This window comes from Bacillus sp. SRL337 (genome assembly GCF_984799155.1).
Genome location: NZ_OZ481793.1, coordinates 4,606,384 through 4,629,665, shown reverse-complemented (window position 1 = coordinate 4,629,665; position 23,282 = coordinate 4,606,384). Strand labels below are relative to the sequence as shown.

Annotated in this window: 21 protein-coding genes and 3 tRNA genes; 18 read left to right on the top strand and 6 right to left on the bottom strand. The window is 40.8% G+C overall.

The window, feature by feature from the left end:
• Window positions 1–184: 184 nt before the first annotated feature.
• On the bottom strand, window positions 185–1,213 hold the full coding sequence (locus AC4E8A_RS23095; RefSeq protein WP_490196156.1) for an ion channel: 1,029 nt from the start codon (window positions 1,211–1,213) through the stop codon (window positions 185–187).
• Window positions 1,214–1,421: 208 nt separating this feature from the next.
• Here AC4E8A_RS23095 and AC4E8A_RS23090 point away from each other — a divergent pair.
• The 12 genes from AC4E8A_RS23090 (at window position 1,422) to rlmH (ending at window position 11,698) form a co-directional block, all read left to right on the top strand.
• Window positions 1,422–1,493 (top strand) — tRNA-Glu (locus tag AC4E8A_RS23090).
• A 101-nt stretch (window positions 1,494–1,594) separates the two neighbouring features.
• Window positions 1,595–1,671, top strand: a tRNA-Asp gene (locus AC4E8A_RS23085).
• A 173-nt stretch (window positions 1,672–1,844) separates the two neighbouring features.
• Window positions 1,845–1,917: transfer RNA gene (locus AC4E8A_RS23080), tRNA-Phe, on the top strand.
• Between the two features lie 319 nt (window positions 1,918–2,236).
• Window positions 2,237–3,685, top strand: coding sequence for a peptidoglycan DD-metalloendopeptidase family protein (locus AC4E8A_RS23075; RefSeq protein ID WP_490196155.1), 1,449 nt, complete (start codon window positions 2,237–2,239; stop codon window positions 3,683–3,685).
• Window positions 3,686–3,968: 283 nt separating this feature from the next.
• Window positions 3,969–4,679, top strand: a complete 711-nt coding sequence (gene yycF, locus AC4E8A_RS23070) for a response regulator YycF (protein ID WP_119548086.1) — start codon at window positions 3,969–3,971, stop codon at window positions 4,677–4,679.
• 49 nt (window positions 4,680–4,728) lie between these two features.
• On the top strand, window positions 4,729–6,504 hold the full coding sequence (gene walK / locus AC4E8A_RS23065; RefSeq protein WP_490198968.1) for a cell wall metabolism sensor histidine kinase WalK: 1,776 nt from the start codon (window positions 4,729–4,731) through the stop codon (window positions 6,502–6,504).
• Window positions 6,501–7,829, top strand: a complete 1,329-nt coding sequence (locus AC4E8A_RS23060; RefSeq protein ID WP_490196154.1) for a YycH family regulatory protein — start codon at window positions 6,501–6,503, stop codon at window positions 7,827–7,829. Before walK ends, AC4E8A_RS23060 begins: the two co-directional genes overlap by 4 nt.
• Window positions 7,816–8,625, top strand: coding sequence for a two-component system regulatory protein YycI (locus tag AC4E8A_RS23055; RefSeq protein WP_490196153.1), 810 nt, complete (start codon window positions 7,816–7,818; stop codon window positions 8,623–8,625). The genes AC4E8A_RS23060 and AC4E8A_RS23055 overlap by 14 nt, the downstream gene beginning before the upstream one ends.
• A gap of 5 nt (window positions 8,626–8,630) precedes the next feature.
• Window positions 8,631–9,425, top strand: a complete 795-nt coding sequence (locus AC4E8A_RS23050) for an MBL fold metallo-hydrolase (RefSeq protein WP_490196152.1) — start codon at window positions 8,631–8,633, stop codon at window positions 9,423–9,425.
• A 201-nt stretch (window positions 9,426–9,626) separates the two neighbouring features.
• Complete coding sequence (locus tag AC4E8A_RS23045; RefSeq protein WP_490196151.1) at window positions 9,627–10,847, top strand: S1C family serine protease; 1,221 nt, start codon at window positions 9,627–9,629, stop codon at window positions 10,845–10,847.
• 118 nt (window positions 10,848–10,965) lie between these two features.
• Window positions 10,966–11,124, top strand: a complete 159-nt coding sequence (locus AC4E8A_RS23040) for a CxxH/CxxC protein (protein ID WP_490196150.1) — start codon at window positions 10,966–10,968, stop codon at window positions 11,122–11,124.
• A gap of 94 nt (window positions 11,125–11,218) precedes the next feature.
• Entirely contained in the window at window positions 11,219–11,698 is a 480-nt protein-coding gene (rlmH, locus tag AC4E8A_RS23035) for a 23S rRNA (pseudouridine(1915)-N(3))-methyltransferase RlmH (RefSeq protein ID WP_490196149.1), read from the top strand.
• Between the two features lie 114 nt (window positions 11,699–11,812).
• Here the strand turns inward: rlmH and AC4E8A_RS23030 are convergent, their stop codons facing one another.
• The 3 genes from AC4E8A_RS23030 to AC4E8A_RS23020 all read right to left on the bottom strand — a co-directional run bounded on the left by AC4E8A_RS23030 (window position 11,813) and on the right by AC4E8A_RS23020 (window position 14,849).
• Entirely contained in the window at window positions 11,813–12,472 is a 660-nt protein-coding gene (locus tag AC4E8A_RS23030; RefSeq protein WP_490196148.1) for a zf-HC2 domain-containing protein, read from the bottom strand.
• Window positions 12,473–12,476: 4 nt separating this feature from the next.
• Entirely contained in the window at window positions 12,477–12,959 is a 483-nt protein-coding gene (locus AC4E8A_RS23025) for an RNA polymerase sigma factor (RefSeq protein WP_490196147.1), read from the bottom strand.
• Between the two features lie 444 nt (window positions 12,960–13,403).
• Entirely contained in the window at window positions 13,404–14,849 is a 1,446-nt protein-coding gene (locus AC4E8A_RS23020) for a DEAD/DEAH box helicase (RefSeq protein ID WP_490196146.1), read from the bottom strand.
• Between the two features lie 349 nt (window positions 14,850–15,198).
• Between AC4E8A_RS23020 and AC4E8A_RS23015 the strand changes: the two genes are divergently transcribed.
• The 3 genes from AC4E8A_RS23015 to yiaA all read left to right on the top strand — a co-directional run bounded on the left by AC4E8A_RS23015 (window position 15,199) and on the right by yiaA (window position 17,160).
• Window positions 15,199–15,645, top strand: coding sequence for a DUF4385 domain-containing protein (locus AC4E8A_RS23015; protein ID WP_490196145.1), 447 nt, complete (start codon window positions 15,199–15,201; stop codon window positions 15,643–15,645).
• 175 nt (window positions 15,646–15,820) lie between these two features.
• A complete protein-coding gene (locus tag AC4E8A_RS23010; protein WP_490196144.1) occupies window positions 15,821–16,546 on the top strand; it encodes a sulfite exporter TauE/SafE family protein in 726 nt (241 codons plus the stop codon).
• 143 nt (window positions 16,547–16,689) lie between these two features.
• On the top strand, window positions 16,690–17,160 hold the full coding sequence (gene yiaA, locus AC4E8A_RS23005) for an inner membrane protein YiaA (protein WP_490196143.1): 471 nt from the start codon (window positions 16,690–16,692) through the stop codon (window positions 17,158–17,160).
• A 232-nt stretch (window positions 17,161–17,392) separates the two neighbouring features.
• Here yiaA and AC4E8A_RS23000 read toward each other — a convergent pair whose 3' ends face one another.
• Window positions 17,393–18,580 carry an MFS transporter gene (locus AC4E8A_RS23000; protein WP_490196142.1) on the bottom strand — a complete coding sequence of 396 codons (1,188 nt, stop codon included), beginning with the start codon at window positions 18,578–18,580 and terminating at the stop codon, window positions 17,393–17,395.
• 1 nt (window position 18,581) lies between these two features.
• Window positions 18,582–18,977 (bottom strand): MarR family winged helix-turn-helix transcriptional regulator, encoded by a 396-nt coding sequence (locus AC4E8A_RS22995; protein WP_490198967.1) that lies wholly within the window; start codon window positions 18,975–18,977, stop codon window positions 18,582–18,584.
• A 413-nt stretch (window positions 18,978–19,390) separates the two neighbouring features.
• On the opposite strand from AC4E8A_RS22995, the gene AC4E8A_RS22990 reads away from it, so the two are divergent.
• The 3 genes from AC4E8A_RS22990 (at window position 19,391) to AC4E8A_RS22980 (ending at window position 23,216) form a co-directional block, all read left to right on the top strand.
• The gene (locus AC4E8A_RS22990) at window positions 19,391–20,575 is read left to right on the top strand and encodes an Alp7A family actin-like protein (protein ID WP_490196141.1); all 1,185 of its coding nucleotides are present in this window, start codon (window positions 19,391–19,393) and stop codon (window positions 20,573–20,575) included.
• Between the two features lie 9 nt (window positions 20,576–20,584).
• Window positions 20,585–21,190, top strand: coding sequence for a hypothetical protein (locus tag AC4E8A_RS22985; protein WP_490196140.1), 606 nt, complete (start codon window positions 20,585–20,587; stop codon window positions 21,188–21,190).
• Window positions 21,191–21,671: 481 nt separating this feature from the next.
• Window positions 21,672–23,216, top strand: a complete 1,545-nt coding sequence (locus tag AC4E8A_RS22980; RefSeq protein ID WP_490196139.1) for a malate:quinone oxidoreductase — start codon at window positions 21,672–21,674, stop codon at window positions 23,214–23,216.
• The last annotated feature ends 66 nt before the right edge of the window (window positions 23,217–23,282 follow it).

Below are 23,282 nucleotides of genomic sequence, written 5' to 3'. Positions count from 1 at the left end.
TGTTTTCGCATTAATTGTTGCTTCCGGAAAAATCCCATGAGCCGGATTTTCCCTTTGTATTCCATGGATTTCCCCTTAAAAAGGGGCGAGTACCTATTGAATAACGGCAAAGTCCACGAAAAGAGCCTAAACAAAAAAGCTTGAGGATTTTTCCTCAAGCTTTTTTATATACTGCATCATCACATTACGACCCTCTATTAAGATTTTGGTAGACATGGTCATCACAGATTATGTATAGCGTGTCATCCATTTTCAGGTTTTTCTCTGCTGCATTGCTGAAATCCATATCCTCATTGACAGCGATTAAAACGGCGCCGCTTTCAAATAGAATTTGAGAAGCATCCCGATAGGTCTTCCAACCAGATAGTGGAGTGAATTCGTAAATGTTTTTTCCAAACCTTTTGCTCAGCAGCTGCCTGAACAAGCCGGTGGTTCCCGGCTGAAGTGTCGCTTTAGCCATTAATAACGATACTGAATCATTGGATAATATGAAGTCATTAACCTCAATGTGGTTAAACAAAGGAATGTTCTTTTCTTCCATTACTTCCACAATCGAGTGAATATTGGCATTGTGTTTTTTAGATAGTGCCTCCACCGCTGAGGCTATTAATAAGGATTTGCCATCGGCCAGTACCGGTTTTGTAATGCTCATATCTGAAAAGATTGCTACCCGTTCTGCCTCTAAAATATTTGCCTTCATCAATACTTCTTCATCTGAAGGATCCCCGCTTATAAAATGAATCTGATCGTGGGATATAGGTGAAGAATCCAATTGTTCTATCAACACGACGTCCATATCACTCCGGTTAGCAAGAACCTCCTTGATGGCTCTCTCTGTCCTAGTGGACCATCCTATATAAATGAAGTGCCCTTTATCCTTATACACAAGCTTTCCCTCCCTTTTGAGTGTGTTGTAAGTTGCCAGCACATCCATGATTTTGCTGATCAACAGTCCGAGGATACCAATCCCGAAGATGAAAAGAAAGACACCGAGGATCCTTCCTTCAACGGTCACTGGATAATAATCTCCATACCCGACAGTGGTCAGTGTGGTCATTGTCCACCAAAATCCTTCAAAAAGGGTCGGGAAGGTGTCCGGTTCGAGTAAATGAATGAAAACAGTGCCCAATAAGACGGTAACAACCGAGAGCACTAGGATCGTTCTGAAATTCATCTTAGAAATCTCTTTCCATAATCTCAAGAAAATAGTCACTAAATTTACTCCCCCCTGCTTTTTTCTTCCATATTAACATAAGAGGACAGACAATTCGTAACTAGAGACATAATAAACTTCATGCTAAAGAAAATCTCTAAAATGCAGAAAAGGTCACAAAAGTACTATTTTCGACATTATCTTTAAAAAAGTTATTGCCTTAACTTCAACTTCTATGGTACTATTATCTTCGTTGCTCCAATAACACGGCCCGTTGGTCAAGCGGTTAAGACACCGCCCTTTCACGGCGGTAACACGGGTTCGAATCCCGTACGGGTCACTTTATAAATATCTTATTCTTACATTAAGGAAGGATATTTTGACTCTTGTATCTGCTCCTTACATTAAGGAGAGATATTTTGCCTGTCGGCAAAAATCTTTGGTCCGGTAGTTCAGTTGGTTAGAATGCCTGCCTGTCACGCAGGAGGTCGCGGGTTCGAGTCCCGTCCGGACCGCCATTTACATATTATAAGGTTCACAATGGATACGATTCCAAACTAATAGGGTTTCAATGAACGAGAAGGTCAAGGAAGCGTCTGAGCAAATACCGGAGCGCACTGGAGGTGCGTGAGGATATGAGTGATGGAGCTGACACAGAGATTCGAAGTTCAGCGAAAGACGAAACTATTATGGCTCAGTAGCTCAGTTGGTAGAGCAATGGACTGAAAATCCATGTGTCGGCGGTTCGATTCCGTCCTGAGCCATCACCTAAAAAGCATTGCGACGACATGACTCTCGCGATGCTTTTTTTATTTCGCTTTTACTCCAAACATGTGACTAACCGCCCCTTTATTTTGACCTACCCATTACCTTCCAATATTCTACGAATTATTACATCCAAAAGGCATAATTTGTAACTAATTATACAATTATGTTACATTATGAAAACGTTTCTCTTTCTCTGCCAGAATTATGGTAGATTAGTAAAGTACTATTTTAAACTAAACTTATTTTTTAGGTAAAAGAGACTAAGATGTTGATTGTGTCCTGGTTTCTTTGTCTTTTAGCTAGGAGGAAAGACCGATGATGTGGAGAAATACCATTCATACATCTAAAGAAGAAAGTCCAAATAACTTAATACATAAATCAGTGAAACTCTTGAAAAGAGCTGCGATGACCACAGTAGCACTATCTGCCATTACATTCGGATCTGCATACGCAAATGATAATTCTGACTTAGAAACGGTCTACCATGTTTACATGGGGAAAGAATATTATGGTGCAGTTACAGACAAAGCAGCGATTGAAAAAGCCATTGAAAGCAAGCTGGATGCGGAAGAGGAAAAATTTGAGTCCATAGAGCTGGAACTTGCTGAAAGCCTATCCATCATCCCGGAACAGGTCTTCAGGGCTGCAGGCGATAACGAAACGGTCATTCAACAAATTACTGAGTCTGTGAAGGCTGAAGCAAAGGCTGTTTCGATTTCATTCGGAGATAAACCGGCTGTACTCGTGAAAGATCAGCAAGAGGCTGAACTGACAATAAAAAAACTGAAACTTAAATTTGTATCAGAGGAAGAATTGAAGGAATTGGAAGAAGGTACTCCTGATTCTGCCGAAGATTCCACACTGATATCTGTCAATATAGCTGAACAAGCAGAATTTAAAGAAACAAAGGCGGCACCAGGTGAAATCCTGACCGCTGATAAAGCCGTTGACTTCCTCCTTAAAGGTACCCTTGAAGAGAAGAAGTATAAAGTTCAAGAGGGTGACGTTCTTGGAAGCATCGCTCAAAAACATGAGCTGACTTCAGGAAAGTTGCTTGAGCTAAATCCTGAATTGAATGAGGACAGCCTCCTTCAAATCGATCAGGAAATCAATGTAACAACATATAAGCCGATTGTTCACGTAGCGGTGGAAAGACAAGAATCTGCAGTTGAAGCGATTGCTTATGAAAAAGAAGTGATCGAAGACTCTTCATTAAATAAAGGTGATATGAAAGTCAAACAAGAAGGCCAGGATGGCGAAAGAGCCATTACTTACCTTACTAAAGAAGAAAACGGTGTCCAGGTGGACCGTACAGTCAAAGATGAAAAGGTTACAAAAGAACCGGTTAAATATATCGTAATTAAAGGAATCAAAGTTACACCTTCAAGAGGTTCTGGAAGCTTCACCTGGCCGACAAACGGTGGATACGTTTCATCCAAAGTCGGACAACGATGGGGCCATATGCATAAAGGCATTGACATTGCCCGACCTAACAACCTGACAATCAAATCCATCGATAATGGAACGGTTGTCTCTGCAGGCTGGGATTCAGGCGGTTATGGAAATAAAGTCGTTATTGACCATAACAATGGTTACCGCTCTGTTTATGCTCATATGAGCAGCATCAGTGTGTCGGCAGGCCAGACAGTGTCAGCCGGATCTTCCATCGGTGTCATGGGACAGACTGGGGAGTCAACAGGTGTCCACTTACACTTGGAAGTCTATAAGAATGGTACACTGATTAATCCGTTAACCCTTTACTAATCATACTAATCGATGTAAATCATTATATGCCTCTGGCCAGCCGGCCCAGAGGCGTTTTCTTTATATTACCCTGAAGAAAAAGTCTATAAACCAAGTGTTAGGGAAAGATTACAATATAAAGACAATACCATCTAAAATCCAGCTAATAGATGAATTAATGCCGATAAAGTGATAAATTAGAATCAACCCTGAATAGGATTAGCACGCTTTTTGCACAATTTCACACAAAAATAGAAATACTATCATGGAGATAAAAAGTTAACGAAGAAGGAGACTGGGGACTATGGATAAAAAGATACTTGTAGTTGATGATGAAAAGCCGATTGCGGATATATTACAGTTCAATCTGAAGAAAGAGGGCTATGAAGTTCATTGTGCTTATGACGGAGATGAAGCTGTTAAAATGGCCGAAGAAGTTAAGCCTGATCTGGTATTGCTGGATATCATGCTGCCGAATCGTGATGGCATGGAGGTATGCCGTGAAATCAGAAAGAAATATGAAATGCCTATCATTATGCTGACAGCCAAAGACTCAGAAATTGATAAAGTTCTTGGACTTGAACTGGGAGCGGATGATTATGTCACCAAACCATTCAGTACAAGGGAACTGATTGCCCGTGTGAAAGCAAATCTTCGCAGGCATCAGCACGGTGCTGCCCAGCAGACAGATGAAGAAGGAACGAATGAGATTGCTGTGGGCTCACTGGTGATCCATCCAGATGCCTACATCGTTTCCAAGAGGGGAGAAACGATAGAACTCACCCATCGTGAGTTTGAACTGCTGCATTACCTGGCCAAGCATATCGGACAAGTCATGACACGTGAGCACCTATTGCAAACCGTATGGGGCTATGATTACTACGGAGATGTAAGGACTGTCGATGTAACAGTAAGACGCCTTCGTGAAAAAATTGAGGACAACCCAAGCCATCCAAATTGGATTGTGACAAGAAGAGGAGTCGGTTATTACCTCCGGAATCCAGAACAGGAGTAATTAAATGAAGAAAGTAGGCATTACCCGTTCGATACATTTAAAATTTGTTTTGATTTATGTCCTGCTTATCCTCTTAGCTATGCAGATCATCGGTGTATATTTTGTCCGGGAGCTGGAGGATAAGCTGATTACGAATTTCACCCAGAACATTAAAGAGAATGTCAGGTTTTTAGAATATAATATACGTGAAGAAATGCTTAAAGAACGGACAGACAAAGATTTGGAACTTGAGACCGATATTGCGAGCATCCTCGATGACTTCGGAGGTACAGATATATCCGAGGTCAGGGTCATCGACAGCAAGTTCCGCATCATTGGCTCCTCAAGGAAGGATAATGTTGATACAGTAGGACAGCGTGCTACAGACACCATGGTGAAAAGGGCACTGGCGACTGGAAAAGTGATGGACGAAGCATACATTGATGAAGCAGGAAACCGTATTTGGGTGTATACCTCTCCTATCAAAAATAGCAAAGAGGAAATCGGTGCGATATACATCATCGCCAAAATCGAAACAGTCTATCAGCAGTTGGAAGAAATCAACGAGATCTTTTCTACGGGAACAGCCATTGCTCTAGTCATTACGGCTATTCTTGGAGTCCTTCTGGGCCAAACCGTCACAAGGCCGATCTCTGATATGAGGAAACAGGCTCTGGCAATGGCAAAAGGGAATTTTTCAAGAAAAGTAAAGGTTTATGGCTATGATGAAATTGGCCAGCTTGCCATTACTTTTAATAATCTAACAAAACGACTTCAGGAAGCCCAGGCTACCACAGAAGGAGAAAGACGAAAGCTTTCTTCTGTCCTTTCCTATATGACCGATGGAGTCATCGCAACTGACCGAAAAGGCAGGGTTATTTTAATCAATGATCCAGCTGCAAAGATGCTGAATGTTTCACGTGAAACAGTTTTATCACAGCCGCTGGTTTCCCTATTAGGTTTGGATGAGAACTATACTTTTGATGATCTTTCAAATGAGCATGAATCAATCATCCTTGATTACAGTACCAAAGAGCAGCCTTATATACTAAGAGCTAACTTCTCCATCATCCAGAAAGAAACTGGTTTTGTTAATGGAATCATAACCGTTCTTCATGATATTACCGAACAGGAAAAGATCGATATGGAACGAAGAGATTTCGTTTCGAATGTTTCCCATGAATTGAGGACGCCGCTAACGACAATGAGAAGTTACCTTGAGGCACTGGCAGAGGGTGCTTGGCAGGATGAGGATATTGCCCCTCACTTTCTGGATGTAACCCAGAATGAAACGGAGCGGATGATTCGTCTGGTCAATGATTTGCTTCAGCTTTCTAAAATGGACAGTAAGGATTATCGGTTTAATAAAGAATGGATTGAATTCGTTGGATTTTTCCATAAAATCATCGATCGTTTTGAAATGTCCAAGAATCAGAATGTCACATTTAAAAGGGGTATGCCAGAAAAGGCTCTCTTTGTTGATATTGACAAAGATAAATTGACACAGGTTCTTGATAATATCATATCCAATGCCTTAAAGTATTCGCCTGAAGGCGGACTGATTACATTCAATATTACAGAGAAAGAAGAAATGATTGTCGTAAGTGTATCTGACCAGGGGCTTGGAATACCACAAGACAATCTGACCAAGATCTTTGAGCGGTTCTACCGGGTGGATAAAGCCCGTTCAAGACAAATGGGAGGCACCGGATTGGGACTTGCCATTGCAAAGGAAATGATTTCGGCACATGGCGGTACCATATGGGCGGATAGTAAGGAAGGGAAAGGGACAACCATCTCATTTTCCCTTCCTTATGACAGTACACTAGAGGATGAATGGCTATGAAATATGAACAAATTAAATCGGTAACCCTCACATTTCTTGTGGTTTCAAGTATTTTTTTGACCTGGAATTTATGGACGTATCAGCCGAGTTTAGAGCCAATCGAAGAGAATAATATTTCCGAGGATATAATCATCAGTGCCAAAAAGGATATGAGGGAAGTTTTCCTTCCTTTTAAACTCCTTTATCATAGAAATGATAAAACGTATGGAACGCAGAGGCATCTTGAGATTGAAAGTATGGCCAATCAAATCGCTGCTTGGAATATCTATGGGCTTACGGATATCACCAGGATGTTGAGCAATGAGGAATTCAAGGAATTGGTTCATGGGCAAGACCGTGTGGAATTGATATTTCCGGACCTCATTTCCTTTGATTTTTATAAAAACATAGCGAGTTTTAACAATACAGATCTTCCGGCAAATAATTTCGACCGCATTGTTGTCAAGACAAAAGAAGAATCTCCTGATTTTTCGTCTGTTTATTTTGTCTCCTATTCTGATAAAAGAGTGTACGAAGGGCGTATTGATTTGTCAGCAATGGAGTCCTTTAATGAGAATTTCGTTTCAAAGTCGATTAAACACCCGGAATATTTTGCTTATGACCCAACTGAAAGCCGCCGGATATATCTTTCAGAAAACCCTATTGAAATGAACAGTTATAAATATATTTTGGGTACGATCTCACTGAATAGATTTGTAGATGCTTTATTCAGTGAACCTAATTTGGTAAGCCGTGAATTGATCAATATTGGAGACGAGTACAATGATGATTCCAGTTTAATGAGAGTGAATACGAACAACAAGACATTTTCTTTTGTCAATATTGAAGAAGAAGCAGAAGGAGATGCGAGCGTAAGTAGTTTGATCACCCAAACAAGCAGCTTTATTAACGATCACGGCGGCTGGCCTGAGAAGAATGGATTTTATCAATTCTTCGGAGTGAGTGAGTCTCAGCGGCTTGCCCAGTATCGTATGTTCATACATGACCTTCCAGTGTTTAATGAAAGCGGCATGTCTGAGTACTCTGTAGTTCTGGGTAACACGAATATATTTAAATACTCCAGGCCTTATACAAATTTTGAGGGTATGACTATGACTGATGAAACCGACAGTATCACTCTTCCTTCCGGCAGGGATGTGCTGGATCGCCTTATAGCGGACAATGTTAACCCTGAACAGATTGAAGATATCATTCCGGGCTTTAAGATGTCCCAGACTTCTTCAAATATTGCTGCCCTGGAACCTGCCTGGTACTATAAGTTCGCAGGATCATGGATTAGATTCCAGCCGGATGATGTTGGGGGGGTTCCTCTTGGATTGGAGTAAAACAAAAACCATCTTTATTATAGTCTTTCTGATTTTGGACATTTTCCTGTTAACGCTCTTCATTAACAAGTATAATGAAAATCAGTACGACTTTTTGGGTGAGGCCAAGCTGGAAGATAAATTGAAGCTTGAGGATATTAAATATGATCAGCCGCCCTCCAAAGACCCAGAAAGCCAGCCTTATATCAATGCCATAACGAAAGCATTTACCCAAGAAGAGATCAAAGAGTTGAAGGCTCAATCGGTTGAGGTTTTGGATACGACTACTATCACCTCCACACTGAAAGACAGCAGTTATGTGATCAGTGAGAAGTTTAATCCTGAAGAACTTAACGATTTTATAGCCAAAAATGTTCTGCATGGAGAGTCGTACTCCTTTTGGGGAATTGATGAGGACCAGCAAAGAATTCTTTATTATCAGACCTATAATGGAAAGACCCTTTTCAAAAATATAAATGGGGAACTGGCTATCTATTATAATGAGGATCGGAAAATCGTTTCCTATACACAAACATTAATGACGGATTTTGATGAGTTTCCCGATAAGAAATCAGTCATTACTCCTTTACAAGCTCTGGAGACCCTTTACTATAAAGAAAAATTGCCTACCGGCAGTACTATAGGTACACCTGAAATTGGTTATTACACACTTGTGCCGGAAGCAGAAAGACAGGTCTTATCACCCGCATGGCACTTTACAGTGACAAAGGAAGGGAAGACCGACCATCTATTCGTTAATGCATTTGAAGGAAACATCATTGAGTTTACTAATACAGAAAAAGAATTACTGGAGTGAGAGAAATGTCTATGCATTTTAGTGTACTAGCCAGTGGCAGTACGGGGAATGCCATTTTCGTTGAAACAGATCAGGACTCATTCCTCGTGGATGCTGGCCTGAGTGGTAAGCAGATGGAAGCTTTGTTTCAAAATATTGACCGTAAAATCAAAGACTTATCGGGAATCCTGGTAACACATGAACATAGTGATCATATAAAGGGAATTGGAATATTGGCCAGAAAGTATGGGCTTCCTGTCTATGCCAATGAAAAAACGTGGAAAGCGATGGATCCATTGATTGGAAATGTTCCGCTTGACCAAAAGTTTGAATTCGGTATGGAAAAGGTCCAATCCTTCGGCTCACTGGATATTGAATCTTTCGGTGTTTCCCATGATGCTGCTGAACCGATGTTCTATACTTTTCACCATGAAGGAAGAAAATTGGTGTTGGTAACGGATACCGGTTATGTCAGTGACCGTATGAAAGGGATTATCTCCAACGCCAATACGTATGTGTTTGAAAGCAATCACGATGTGGACATGCTGAGAATGTGCAGATATCCATGGAGCATTAAACGCCGTATCTTGAGCGATGTGGGGCATGTCTCCAATGAGGATGCGGCCATCGCCATGAGTGAGGTCTTCGGTGATCAGACTAAGAGCATCTACCTTGCCCACTTGAGTAAAGATAATAACATGAAAGACCTGGCCAGGATGAGTGTCTCTCAAACACTGGAGTCAAAAGGAATCAAGGTCGGCGAGCAATTTGATTTGCTTGATACTGATCCGAAAATTCCTACACAATTGGTCGCAGTCTAAAATGTTTAGCCGCATTAATTGAAAGGGAAAGGTGAAAGCGTTGATGCTTTCATCTTTTTATTTTTTATCACTCTTACATACCTCCAAGTGGATAATTCTGAGATTTTTTTATAAAATGAAAGCAAATTTCCGTTTTACCTGACTATATTTTTGACCATGTAGGAAAATATAAGAGATGTAAAGGAAAGGGTGTATCTGTAGATGGGCTATTATGATCAGGATTATGAAAATACAAGATCGAAACAGAAAGGGAATCGGGGAGGGTACTTCCTTGCAAGTCTTGTCGGCATCGTATTGGGAGCCATCCTCGTCATTGTCGCCCTGCCGAAGCTGGCTGATTGGGACGTCCTTCCTTATAACCCGGGCAGCAATCTGGCAGAGACCGATGAAGCTTACCACAATGGCCAAAACGGCGGTACTAAAAATCTTTCTGTTGATGTAACCAGTGATGTGACAGCAGCAGTGGCAAGGGCAGAGGATGCAGTTGTAGGCATTAGCAATATCCGCTCACAAAGCTTCTGGGAACAAACCGGACAGGAAGCCGGCACGGGATCAGGTGTCATTTACAAGAAAGCAGGCGGCAAGGCATACATAGTCACGAATTACCATGTCATTGAAGGAGCTGACCAGCTTGAAGTGACACTGTCTGATGGAACCAAGGTGCCGGCAAAGCTGCAAGGCGGTGATGTTTGGACAGACCTCGCTGTTTTAGAGGTGGATGGAGCTGAAATTAAAGCTGTAGCTGAATTTGGGAATTCGGATGAATTAAAGACAGGGGAACCGGTACTTGCGATCGGGAACCCGCTTGGGCTGGCATTTTCCGGTTCTGTAACGCAAGGGATTGTCTCAGGACTGGAGCGGACCATCCCGGTGGATATCAATCAGGATGGAATGGAAGACTGGCAGGCAGAAGTCATCCAGACAGATGCAGCGATCAACCCAGGAAACAGTGGAGGTGCGCTCGTAAATATTGCTGGGCAGCTGGTAGGAATCAATTCCATGAAGATTGCCCAGGAAGCAGTCGAAGGTATTGGGCTGGCGATTCCAATCAACGCTGCACAGCCGATCATTGAGGATTTAGAAGAGTTTGGTGAAGTGAAGCGGCCGGCTATGGGTGTTTCACTTGAAAATGTGAATGAAATTACCGCATATCATCAACAGGAAACATTAAAACTTCCTGATGATATCAAGGATGGTGTCATGGTCCGCCAAGTCGTTCCTAATTCCCCTGCTGCCCAGGCAGGATTGCAGGAACTGGATGTCATCGTGGAACTTGATGGTGAAAAGATTACAGATATTATCGCCCTGCGGAAACATCTTTACAATGAAAAAGAGGTTGGCGATCAAATGAAAGTGGCCATTTACAGAAATGGTGAGCCTCAAGAGGTAACCATGAAGCTGACAGATGAATCCCGTCTGTAATGTGGATAACCAGAAAGCAGGAAAGTGACCATTACTTTCCTGCTTTCTTTTTTAATGATATGATGGCTTGTGGATAAATTAAATATAATAACTAAAGTTTCAGGTGGAGGAAAAAAATATGATTTATTGCTGTAAAGAGCACGTAGAACTTGCGATGGACATCATTGTGGATGAATATGAAGTTGCACCAAAGTTAGAACAATTAACAGATTCTCACGACTTATCCACAACCTGTGAATATTGCGAACAGACAGCAGAATATATTGTGGCGAACTGATATTCCCATACGATATGTGGATAGTGATTGTTGATATGTGGATAACTTTTGTGGATAACGTGTTTGTAAATTGTCTTTGAAGAGAGTGTGAATTGTGAATATCTCAATTGTGACTGTTGGAAAATTGAAAGAAAAGTATCTTAAGCTGGGAATCGATGAATATTTAAAACGTTTGAGTGCATATGCGAAAGTCGAAGTCATTGAAGTTTCCGACGAAAAAGCACCCGAGGAATTAAGCGAAACAGAAATGATTCGGGTAAAAGAAAAAGAGGGCGAGCGGATCCTGGCCAAAATAGCGCCGGATGCCCATGTGATTGCCTTGGCTATCGAAGGCAAGATGAGAACATCTGAGGACCTGGCGGATAACCTGGACAAGCTCGCAACGTACGGGAAGAGTAAAGTTGCTTTTGTCATCGGGGGTTCGCTCGGATTGAGTGAAGAGGTGCTGAAGCGGGCGAATGAGACTCTTTCGTTTTCTAAAATGACCTTCCCCCATCAGTTGATGAGGTTGATACTGGTTGAGCAGGTTTATCGGGCTTTTCGGATTAATCGGGGTGAACCGTACCACAAATAGTGGTAAAACAGAGGGTGGAACTCTTAATAGATAAAGAATGAGTAAAAAAATACTTTTTTTGGCTCGTAAATAAAATAGAGAACTCATCATATATAAATGAGTTCTCTATTTTTGTTAATAGGTTTCATTATATAAATCTTGGATGAAGACTTCTTCGGTTTTATCTTTGTAATGTATAGATATTTTATCTTTTCCATTTATTTTTTGTTTTTCTCCATTATCAAGCAATAAGGTGTTTTCATCTAGAAACGTGAAGGTATAACTAGTCCCATCTTTTAAAATGGTAGCAGAAGTAGAGAAATCATCTCTTTTTTCATAAACAAATATAGAATGTATATATCCCTCATTAGAAATTTCACTTTTCATTATTGTTAAAAGATAGTGATCCTCTTTTTTAGGTTTAAATGATAGAGTGACAGTCCCATCTTGGTTATCAATATCTGTCTCCACATGGTCTGTATTTGCTAACCACATGTTTACAAACAAAAAATAATAAACAATTGTCAACAAAAGAAAAACGGATAATAGAGACGAGACAATGACCAATATCTTTTTTCTGTTTTTTGAGCGGACTTTCTTTAAATAATCAATACTATTGTGATCTTTTTCTTGTTCATTTATGCTTTCTCTAATGATGTCTTCTTTCATTGCAGATAGATAATTTCGGCAATCTTCACATTGAGCCATGTGTGTCTCCATTTGCTTGTTGGTCTCTTTGCTAGTTAATTGATCAATATAAGCAGGGGATAAATCTTTAAAAACATTGTGTTCCATACTATTATTCACCCTTCCTCAATTCTTGCTTTGCTCGATAAAAAGTTACTCTTGCCCAATTTTCTGTCTTCCCAGCAATGATGCCTATTTCTCTAAAAGATAAGTCACCTAGTAACCTTAAATAGACCACTTCCCGTTTTACATCATCAAGTTCACGTGCTTTCTTAAAAAAATTCAGTTTTTCTTCACTTTGAATAAAAGCATCTTCGACATCATAATTTCTTGCACACTCATTACCTAAAGATTCTACTAACTGCTGTTTTTTGTTTTCACGATTTACTTCTTGTAACCAAACGTTTTTAGCAATCGAACAAAGCCATGTAGAGAATTTTGCATTTCCGTTTCTATCGAAGTTATGAATGGACTTTATGGCTTGATAAAATGTTTCTTGTGTTAATTCTTCTGCAGCATGAAAGTCATTTGTTAAAGTGAGTAAATATTTCAGGATAAAATCTCCATATTCTTTAAATATATTATTTTTATTCACTGCTACCCTCCCTTTGTTATCAGACTTATGTAGAACAATACGTTACAACAAATTTTTGCGGTAAATTTAAATTGAGTTTTTTCTACGTTAAAGCACCTATTTAAAAATCCAATCATATATATCTCCGAATTTTTTGGACTTCGTTACACCTTTTTTATTTTTCAGCAAAAAAATAGTGAATTTCCTAAAATTTAGACACACCTTTCTACACTATACAGTCAAATGCTCCTAACACCAATAGAGTAAAGGAGGAATAAAGAGATGCTTGAGTTGTGAGAGTCAAAAGAAAATTAGCGAGATATAAGAAGACAACAATTTAAAAATCTTTATCTAGAAAGAACCGTATCCCAAGTGAAAATTTCCTCCAAAAACGGCACTAAATAAACCCAAAAAATCCCCATCATTGTAAATGTGAGGGGGATTTTTTGTTCCCTGATAATGATATTATTTAATGGCCTTACTAACCTTTAACTTCTTCCCTTTGATCGTTGCTTTTTCCATGGCTTGTAATACCAGCGAGCCCTTGCCATTGAGGATGTCTACATAAGACATTTGATCATGGATGGTTATAATGCCGATGTCCTCTGCTGTGACTCCGGGGATTTTGGCAATCGTCCCGACAAAATCAACGGCCCGGATCTTCTTCTTTTTACCGCCGGTGAAATGAAGCTTTATGATATCTTGATTGATTCTGGCAGTTTTGTTATTTCTTACAACTCGCCTGCCGCTGAGTTTTTCTTCAAAAGCAGCTTTTCCTGCAGTGACATCAAGATGGCTTGGAACTTCTATAGCGGGCAGTTCAAAGCCGATGTATTTTTCAATGGCGTTAATGAACTTTTCTTCATAGGGAGTTGAAAACGTAATGGCTTTTCCTTTATTTCCGGCACGGCCGGTTCTTCCTGTTCGGTGCACATAGCTCTCTTTTTCCATGGGGACGTCATAGTTGATGACCAGTGTCACATTATCAATATCGATACCTCTGGCAGCGACATCCGTGGCAACCAGATAGCGGAAGTTGCCCAATTTGAATCCTTCCATCACAGAGAAGCGATCCTCCTGCTCCAGACCCCCATGCAGTCGCTCACAAGGATATCCTGCTTTATCCAGTTCGCTGTACACTGTATCGACGTGTTCTTTGGTACGGCAGAAAATCAGGCAGCTGTCGGGATTTTCTATGACCGTGATATCTTTAAGAAGCGGCATCTTTTCTTCTTCTCTCACTTCAATTAGTGAATGCTCAATGGTTTCCGCTGTTATCCCGGTAGATTCAATGACAATTTGAAGAGGGTCTTTCATATATTTGTGGCACAAATTCTCAACATCTTTAGGCAGTGTAGCCGAAAATACCATTGTCACCCGATCAGAAGGCAGTTCATTGATGATGGCTTCCACTTCATCGATGAACCCTCTATTAAGCATTTCATCCGCTTCATCTATGATAAGGTACTTGATTTGATCTAAATCCAACGTTTCCCGTTGGATGTGGTCCATGACCCGGCCAGGGGTACCTACGACAATATGAGTTTTCTGTTTCAATTCATCCTTTTGTTTTGCAAAAGGTTCTTTTCCGTAGACGGCCGCTGCTTTAATGCGTTTATACCTTCCAATGTTCGTAATATCTTCACGGACTTGAACCGCAAGCTCCCTGGTAGGAGTAAGAATCAGAGCCTGTGGCTTTTTTTCTTCCCATTCAATCATTTCGGCGACAGGAATGCCAAAGGAGGCGGTTTTCCCGCTTCCTGTTTGTGCTTTGACGACAAGATCCTTGTTTTCCATTGCGGCTGGAATGACTTTGCTTTGAACTTCAGTAGGCGATTCATATTTTAAGACATCCAGTGCTCTTTTTATTTCATCGCTTACTTGATAATCCGCAAAACTTCTTTTACTCATTTATTAACCTCATTTTTTGTTTTTTCTTCTTCCTATGTATAGGATTCTCACAAAGAAATATCATATGCATGATCTGAATATGGTTCATTATACTTGAAAAGTGCAGGACATATCGGCTTTTGTTTAAATTTTACGTTTGATTTAAGTTTAAAAAATCCAATTATTTAGATGCAGCCAGATTTTCGTTTCAAGTGTGCGACTCCAATCTCCATTGATGCAGTTGGAGTCAGGCACCTATATCTCCGTTTCTGATAAGGAATATGACGAAGTACTCAGGAAGCAATTATAACGTTTCAATGCATACCAATAGGGTGCCAAGGGTAAACCTCCAATAAAAAGGATGATAGTCATGGCTTTTGATTATGATTTGGACTTTGATAACATTGATTTCCGCGAAAATCCTGACTTATATAGAGTGGGCAGGGGGGAACAGGGAGTACTGCTGGTGGAGCCTTATAAGAGCGAAATCCTGCAGCATTGGCGGTTCAAGACACCTGAGATCGCGGAGGAATCATCTGACAAAATATATGGGATGTTCCTGGATTATAAGGAGAAAGAGGATTTTGTCGGTATGGACATGGCTAGGAAGTTTCTGCAGATGGGTTATACCCGTGCACGCCGCTATACGAATTACAAAGGCGGAAAAAAATATGACGACCAGGGAAAAATAAACGAAAGGCAGATTGATCCGGAAAAGGCAGAATCAGCATCTATCTTTATGGAAAAATGGAAGCTTGCACGAGAGGATAAAGAGTATCTGAAGCGAAAAAAAGAACATCAGAAGAAATATGGCTGAAGCAATCAGTATCATTCCCTCTGATCTCCCACTATATCAAGGGAAGAAAGAACGCAGAGCTGGGGACTTGGACAAGCACTGCCAATACATTTGATGCTAGAATGGCTATAGAAGGTACTGTTCCTCTAACGGTATCTTTTTTTGAATAGAGTCATACAGTAAGAAAGGCGGAGCTATGGAAACCTCAGCATTTATCATCATTATTCTAATCGCTTCAATCCTTCAAACGAGTACCGGATTTGGATTTTCGATTTTGGCAACACCATTTCTTCTGTTACTATTTGAACCAATTGAAGCAATCCAACTGAACTTGATTTTGTCTTTCTTTATATCAAGTGCCTTAATAATGAAGATCAGACATGACATTGATTATGTAACCCTTAAAAGGTTCCTGGCAGGAAGCAGTGCCGGCCTGCCCATTGGTATGTTGCTTTTTTTGTTGATTGATATCAATTTTTTGAAAACGGGAATCAGCATTCTGATTTTAGTTCTGACTGTCATGTTAATTCTCAAATTCCGCATTGGTCAAAATAAAAGGCGGGACTTACTTGTTGGCGGGCTTTCCGGTTTCTTCACAACAAGTATAGGCATGCCGGGACTGCCGTTATTAGTGTATTTCTCAGGAACAGATACTAAAAAAGAAACGTTAAGGAGCACGACACTCGCTTTTTACTTATTTATCTATTTCATCAGTATCATCATCCAGGTGATTTTTGCAGGAACAAATAAAACGATTTGGATATCAAGTTTGTGGGCGCTCCCGGCCGTATTCCTGGGAATGTATGCAGGGCAACGTTTATTTAAATGGGTGAATCAAAATGTATTTCGCATATTTACATATATAATACTATTGCTTACAGGCATTTACTTGCTGTTGGATAGTTGCGGATTTCTTAAATAAAAGCGTATTCGGAAATAGTATGAATGGCCAAATATGGCTTAGAATAGTTACATTTTACATCAAATAATATCAACCAATTATGTAAAAAATTGCTATAATAATCCTTGTATCATCTAGTAATGAATACAAAGGGGGAGCTCCTTATGTCCGAGTTGAATGAAAACCCATTAATGAAGAATGATGAAAGGAAGCCGAAGATCAAGGCGGAAAGAAAAGAAGGGGAGCCGACAGCAGCATTTAAAGGGGCGAGCTGGGCTGCTTTAGTGGTCGGGATGTCAGCCTATCTGATTGGCCTGTTCAATGCGGGGATGGAGCTGAATGAAAAGGGGTATTACTTTGCCGTATTGATATTCGGATTGTATGCAGCAGTATCCCTGCAAAAAGCAGTAAGGGATAAAGAAGAGGACATCCCTGTCTCAGGCATCTACTACGGCATCAGTTGGTTTGCCGTCATTGTAGCTATATCATTGATGGCCATCGGACTTTATAATGCTGGAAGTATCATTCTAAGTGAAAAGGGATTTTATGCGATGTCCTTTGTTCTTAGTCTGTTTGCGGCCATCACCATCCAGAAGAATATCCGGGATACTCAGATGGCTAAAGAAAGAGATTGAAATACTAAAAGGCGGTACTGTCCAACAGTACCGCCTTTTAGTATAGTGCCGCTGCCATTAAAGAGCACCTACTCAAAATCTTTATCCGTTTGGGTGTTATGAAAAGAAATCAGTGGCTTGCTGATCCTGGATGTGCAATGTGCCCTTGATACCTTCATGAACCAAGAGAAATCGCTGTAAAGATACGTGAAATCACCTACGTTTACCTAGCCATCAAAGGAGTTAACCAGGCTTAAGATTCGGCTGCGGCAGGTCTCTCTTTACTGCCATGCATGAAGTAATAAAGAAGAGTTGAGGCCAGAACCATGATTCCCATAATAAGATACAGGTTGTGGTACCCAGTGGATGGGATAAGGAATCCAAGGAAATAAGGCCCAAATCCAAGTCCTGCATCCAGAAAGATGTAATATGTGGATGTGGCCAATCCCATACGGTGCGGAGGCGTTAATTTTACCGCGATGGCTTGTGTGATGGATTGCATGTTGCCGAATCCGAATCCGATAAGAATTGCCGATAGCAAGAAGGTGATACTATTGCTGCTGATGCTCAAAAGCAGTAAACCGCCCCCGAAAAAGACAAAAGCCGGATACATCACAGAGTTGGCTCCTTTTACATCCATAAGGCGTCCTGTAACTGGACGGGAAACGAAAATAGCTGCCGCATAGACGATAAAGAAGAAGCTCGAAATATCTACCAGGTTTATGTCGATGGCATAGAAGTTCAGAAACGAAAGCACGCTAGAGTAGCCCAATGCAAGAAACATTGTCACAAGGCCAATGGGAACAGCTTTGGGTTCGATGAAGCTTGAAAGTTTCAAGCCTGTTTGCTCCTTAGCGGCTGTTTTCACCTCCGGCACCTTCATGAATAATGACAGTATAAGACTGGCGATACCCAATCCCAGGCAGAAGCCGAAAATCGACTGATAGCTGGTATGCTGACTCATATAAAGGCCGATAAACGGCCCGATTGCCGTAGCCAGTGTTATACTCATGCTGTAATACCCAATGCCTTCCCCTTTACGCGTCTGAGGTATGATTTGAGCCACAATGGTGCCGGTGGCAGTACTTGCCACACCGAGTGCTATTCCATGTATAAAGCGGACAATGAGCAGGAAGGTAATGCCGGCATTGATTAAATAAAAGCCTGATGTCAAAGTGAAAAAAGCAAGACCGATGAACAGCATCGGCTTGTTTCCGGTCAAATTGATCATCCGCCCGATCACCAGCCTGCCAATCAATGTACCGATGATGAAGATTCCGGTGGCGAGGCCTGCCTGGCTTTCTGAAGCATCAAAAAGTTCCACGGCATAAACAGCTATCGTAACCAGTAGTAAATAAAAAACTAAATATAAGAAAAAATTGACTGCTGAAACTAGGATGAAATTTTTTGTCCATAGTTTCGTCTTCGTTGTCTGCTCCACTTTATCTATCTCCCCATTCAAGTATGTTGTTACGTATATTCACCATTAAATCTATGGTTTCTTGCTGATCTTCTTCTGATATTCCTTTTAATATGTCTGCTTCAAATTCATCAATCGTCATCCGCACCTCTTTATACAACGTCCATCCTCTCTTTGTCAGGTCTATTCGCTTTTCCCGCTTATCTTTTCCGGGAATATGTCCAACAAACCCCAATTCTTCTAATCCGTTGGTCGTCCTTGTAATCGTCGGTTTTTCGACTCCCTGGTATTTAGCCAGTTCTATCAATGTCGCAGATCCGTAATTGGCCAGATAATAAAGGATTGTCCACTGTGCCCGGTGAAGTTGATGCTTACCTAATTGAACATTCAACTGATTTTCAAATGGGCGATATAACATTAACAATTGATGAAAGAACTTTTGTGAAATCTTTATGAAAACCACCTCCAAAAATAGGCACTGAAATAATAGTTATCAATGGTAACTATTTAAGTTTAACAGGTCAAGTAGGTTTTTTCCAGTGTAGAATTCCTGAAAATGTAAGGGTAAAAGTACCAAAAACTTTATGTATTCATTTTTGTATACATGTACACAAAATGTATCCTTTATGTGTTCAAATGAGTGTACATGTATACAAAACTGTACACATGCTTATGGGACGATATGTATACAGTTTGTTAGTTTTGTGTACATAGTAGTAAACTTGTTTTCTTGTTTGAACACAACTATGGCCTTATTGACGCATTCACCTGCCTGCTTTATTCTTAAATAAGAAGAAGATAGAATTTTTTAAAAATGAGAGGATGGTTTAGGTGACCGTATCCAGAATTGCAGCAATTGATGTAGGAAATGATTGCGTGAAGGCTTTGTTTGGTAAATTGGATCATGAATTGTACATACCGAATGTCATGGCAAGAGATACCGAAGACAGGCCGGTCATTGGAATAGAAGAATTAAATGAAAAGGATCCACTTGATGGAATCCATATACGGGTCCACTCCCCTGCTCTTAAAGAAAATAACATTATTTACAGAGTTGGAAATCTTGCAACAAAAAGTGACAATGCAACAGAATTAGATCCCGGCAGCACTAAATCCGAAGAAGACCAAACTCTTGTCATGCTGTTTGCAGCCTTGGCGTTGGATGCAGTACACAAAGAAGGTTCGGAATATTCCGACAAAAAGAGTGGAGTGATAGATGCTAACTACACCCTCGGAACGGGCCTGCCGTTAAGGGAAGTTAAAGAAGGAAAAGATGTTGGCTATCGTGCACAACTCTTAGGTTCGGTCCATCAGGTGGAATTTCTTGTAACTCCTAAGTACCAGGGCAAAAAGGTCAACATCAAATTCGATCAGGTAAAGGTATATCCAGAAGGATTTGCAGCATATATTAACCTGGTTATGGACAATGACTTGAACATCATAAATAAGGATCTAATCGATAAGAGAATCCTTATCCAGGATATTGGCGGATTATCTACCGATATTGCTGTCATTAAAAATAGAAATGTCGACGATGACAAGGCACAAGGCTTCAATATTGGGATTTCAGAGTACCTGGAAGCAATCCGGGAAGAAATCAGAACCAAGCACGGGATCGAATTGGACAGCCGCAGAGATGTAGTGGATATCATTACGAGGAAAAATGACCGCAATCATATTATGGTGAAAGGAAGCCGGACAAGTGTTCACGATATCACGGACCGGATTCTTTTGGAGCTGGCCAAGAAGGAATACCGCTTTTTACGGAATGTGTGGCAGAAGAACTCCCAAACCGAAATCTGCTACTTTGTAGGCGGCGGTTCAGCGGTATTGAAGGAATATATCAAGGCGTTGAATAACAATCTGGATGGATATAATATTGAATTTTTTGAAGATGAAAAAGAAAGTATCTGGATGATGGCAAATGCTTATTATAAGCTCATTTCTGACTTCGTACAAAGCAATGAGAAGGAGAAGAAAGAAAGCGGAGCCAAAAAAGAAACGGTAAACAAGTAAGGTGATCTCATGAAAAAATCCGGAGTTACCAGGATTGAAAGAGGACAAGCCATCACGTTCCGGCTGCCGTCCGATACACCTGACCATATCATCAGGCAACTGCAGGTTATGAAAGAAAGAGAACGAAGAAACTTCTCAAGTAAAATTGCAGAAATGGTGTTGGAAGGCGTCAACCATTCTCTATCAAAGGAAAAGGAAATGCTCACCATCCCCCTTCCAAAATCGTTGACGAAAGAACAGCGTAATTGGCTTCGGCATTCCCATTCCGAAGCTTTATTAGGCAGTATCATTCATCAATTATTAGCTGATCCGGTAAGGGCTGCTTCGGTCTTGGCCACCCTTAACAGCAGCTCTTTGGATATTGAGGAAGCGCTCTATCTTCAAGAAAATATTGAAGTCGTAGGCACGGAACATGAATCTGTACATGAGGAAATAATGGATGGTTCACGGGAAATGCTTGAAAGAAAACTGGAACCAGAGGAAACAGAAGATGATTTGGCAAGCTTTGATTGGGAGATGGCAAGGCAAGAAGCAGGGCCTGCAGAGGAAGAAACCCCTGTTGAAGAAGACAAAGATTCGCTCCTTGGCGGTTTTCTGGCTCATATGAACAAATGAAATGCCGCCATTTTGCTAAATAGAGCATTGTAACGGCCATCACTGTCTGTCTTATTGAATGAATAGCATAATTAGCTAATAGAATAAACTCCCATATTTTGGCCCGGTTTTTTATTGGGCCAATTTCTTTTGGTTAAAGACAAAATGCTGCACGAAAACTTACTTGGCAATTGCAGCGGCATTAGCTAAGCCCCCTTTTTCAACTGCCCTCGACGAATAGAATCGGCGTTCAAACAATAATGTTCATTACAAGGAAATTTTAAGCAGGAATATGGCTGTCCTTTTTTTACAATTTGTCGAAATTAGTTTATAATTATCAGACAATGATATTTTTTAAATTTAAAAAATTATTATAATAGAATAAGAAATAATTACAATGGATAGAGTATTGTTGTCTGCCACGGCGGCGCTTAGGTTTGATAGACATCTAAGCATGAGCGTCTTAATCATTTTTCAAATATAGGGGATGTGGAAGGTAATCATGAGCAGCGTACAGAAGAAAACAGACGTTATTTTGATCGGTGCCGGAGTCATGAGTGCGACATTAGGGGCATTATTAAAAGAATTGGCTCCGGATTGGGAAATTAAAGTGTTCGAGAAACTTGCCAGCGCAGGTGAAGAAAGTTCAAACGAGTGGAATAATGCCGGAACGGGACATGCCGCGTTATGCGAGCTTAACTATACATCCGAAAAGGCTGACGGGTCGATTGATATTACTAAGGCCATCAAGATCAATGAACAGTTCCAGGTTTCAAGGCAGTTTTGGTCGTATCTTGTTAACAGCAATCTGATTCAGAATCCGCAGGACTTCATTATGCCGATTCCTCATATGAGTATGGTCCAGGGGGAAAGCAACGTCCGTTTTTTACAAAAGCGATTTAAAGCGCTTTCAAGTAATCCATTATTCCGAGGAATGGAGTTCTCAGATGAACCGGAGAAACTCAAGGAGTGGATACCGCTCATCATGAATGGCCGTACTTCGGCTGAACCGATAGCCGCAACAAAAATTGATTCTGGAACAGATGTTAACTTTGGTGCCTTGACGCGCATGCTGTTTGACCATCTTAAGAGCCAAAATGTCGAAATCAACTATAAACATAGTGTTGAAGACCTCAAACGCACGAGTGACGGCTCCTGGGAAGTAAAGATTCATAATTCCGAGAGCAACCGTATTGAATATCATACCGCAAAGTTTGTCTTTATCGGCGGCGGCGGAGGAAGCCTGCACCTTCTGCAAAAAACAGGCATTCCAGAGTCAAAACGTATTGGCGGATTCCCTGTAAGCGGACTGTTTTTGGTTTGCAATAAACCGGAAATTGCTGCCTTGCACCATGGAAAAGTATACGGAAAGGCGAAGGTCGGGGCACCGCCTATGTCCGTTCCCCATCTTGATACCAGGTATATTGATAACAAGAAATCACTGCTATTCGGGCCATTTGCAGGCTTCTCGCCGAAATTCCTGAAAACGGGTTCAAATATGGATCTCATCAGCTCTGTTAAGCCAAATAACGTCCTTACAATGCTGGCAGCCGGAGCTAAGGAGATGTCATTGACGAAATATCTCATCCAGCAGGTGATGTTATCACATGAAAAACGTATGGATGAGCTAAGGGAATTCATTCCTGATGCCAAAAGCGAGGATTGGGATATTGTCGTAGCAGGCCAGCGTGTGCAGGTAATCAAAGACACCGAGGCAGGTGGAAAAGGAACGCTTCAGTTCGGTACAGAAGTTGTAAGTGCTGCTGACGGATCTATTGCTGCATTGCTTGGTGCCTCCCCAGGGGCTTCTACAGCAGTCAATGTCATGCTGGAATTATTCCAAAGATGTTTCCCGGATCAATTAAAAGAATGGGAACCAAAATTAAAAGAAATGATCCCATCCTATGGTATATCGCTGTCTGATAACCCTGAACTGTTCAACGAAATCCATGAGTCCACAGCAGAGACACTGAAGTTAAATGAGAATAGGGTTTCTTTAGTGAGGTCATTGGAAAAAGAAGCAATTGATGAAAAGGTGACTAGTTAAACGTATAAAGGAATCTTTGATCTGTTACGCAGATTGAGGATTCTTTTTTATTTTGTTAATTAGTGG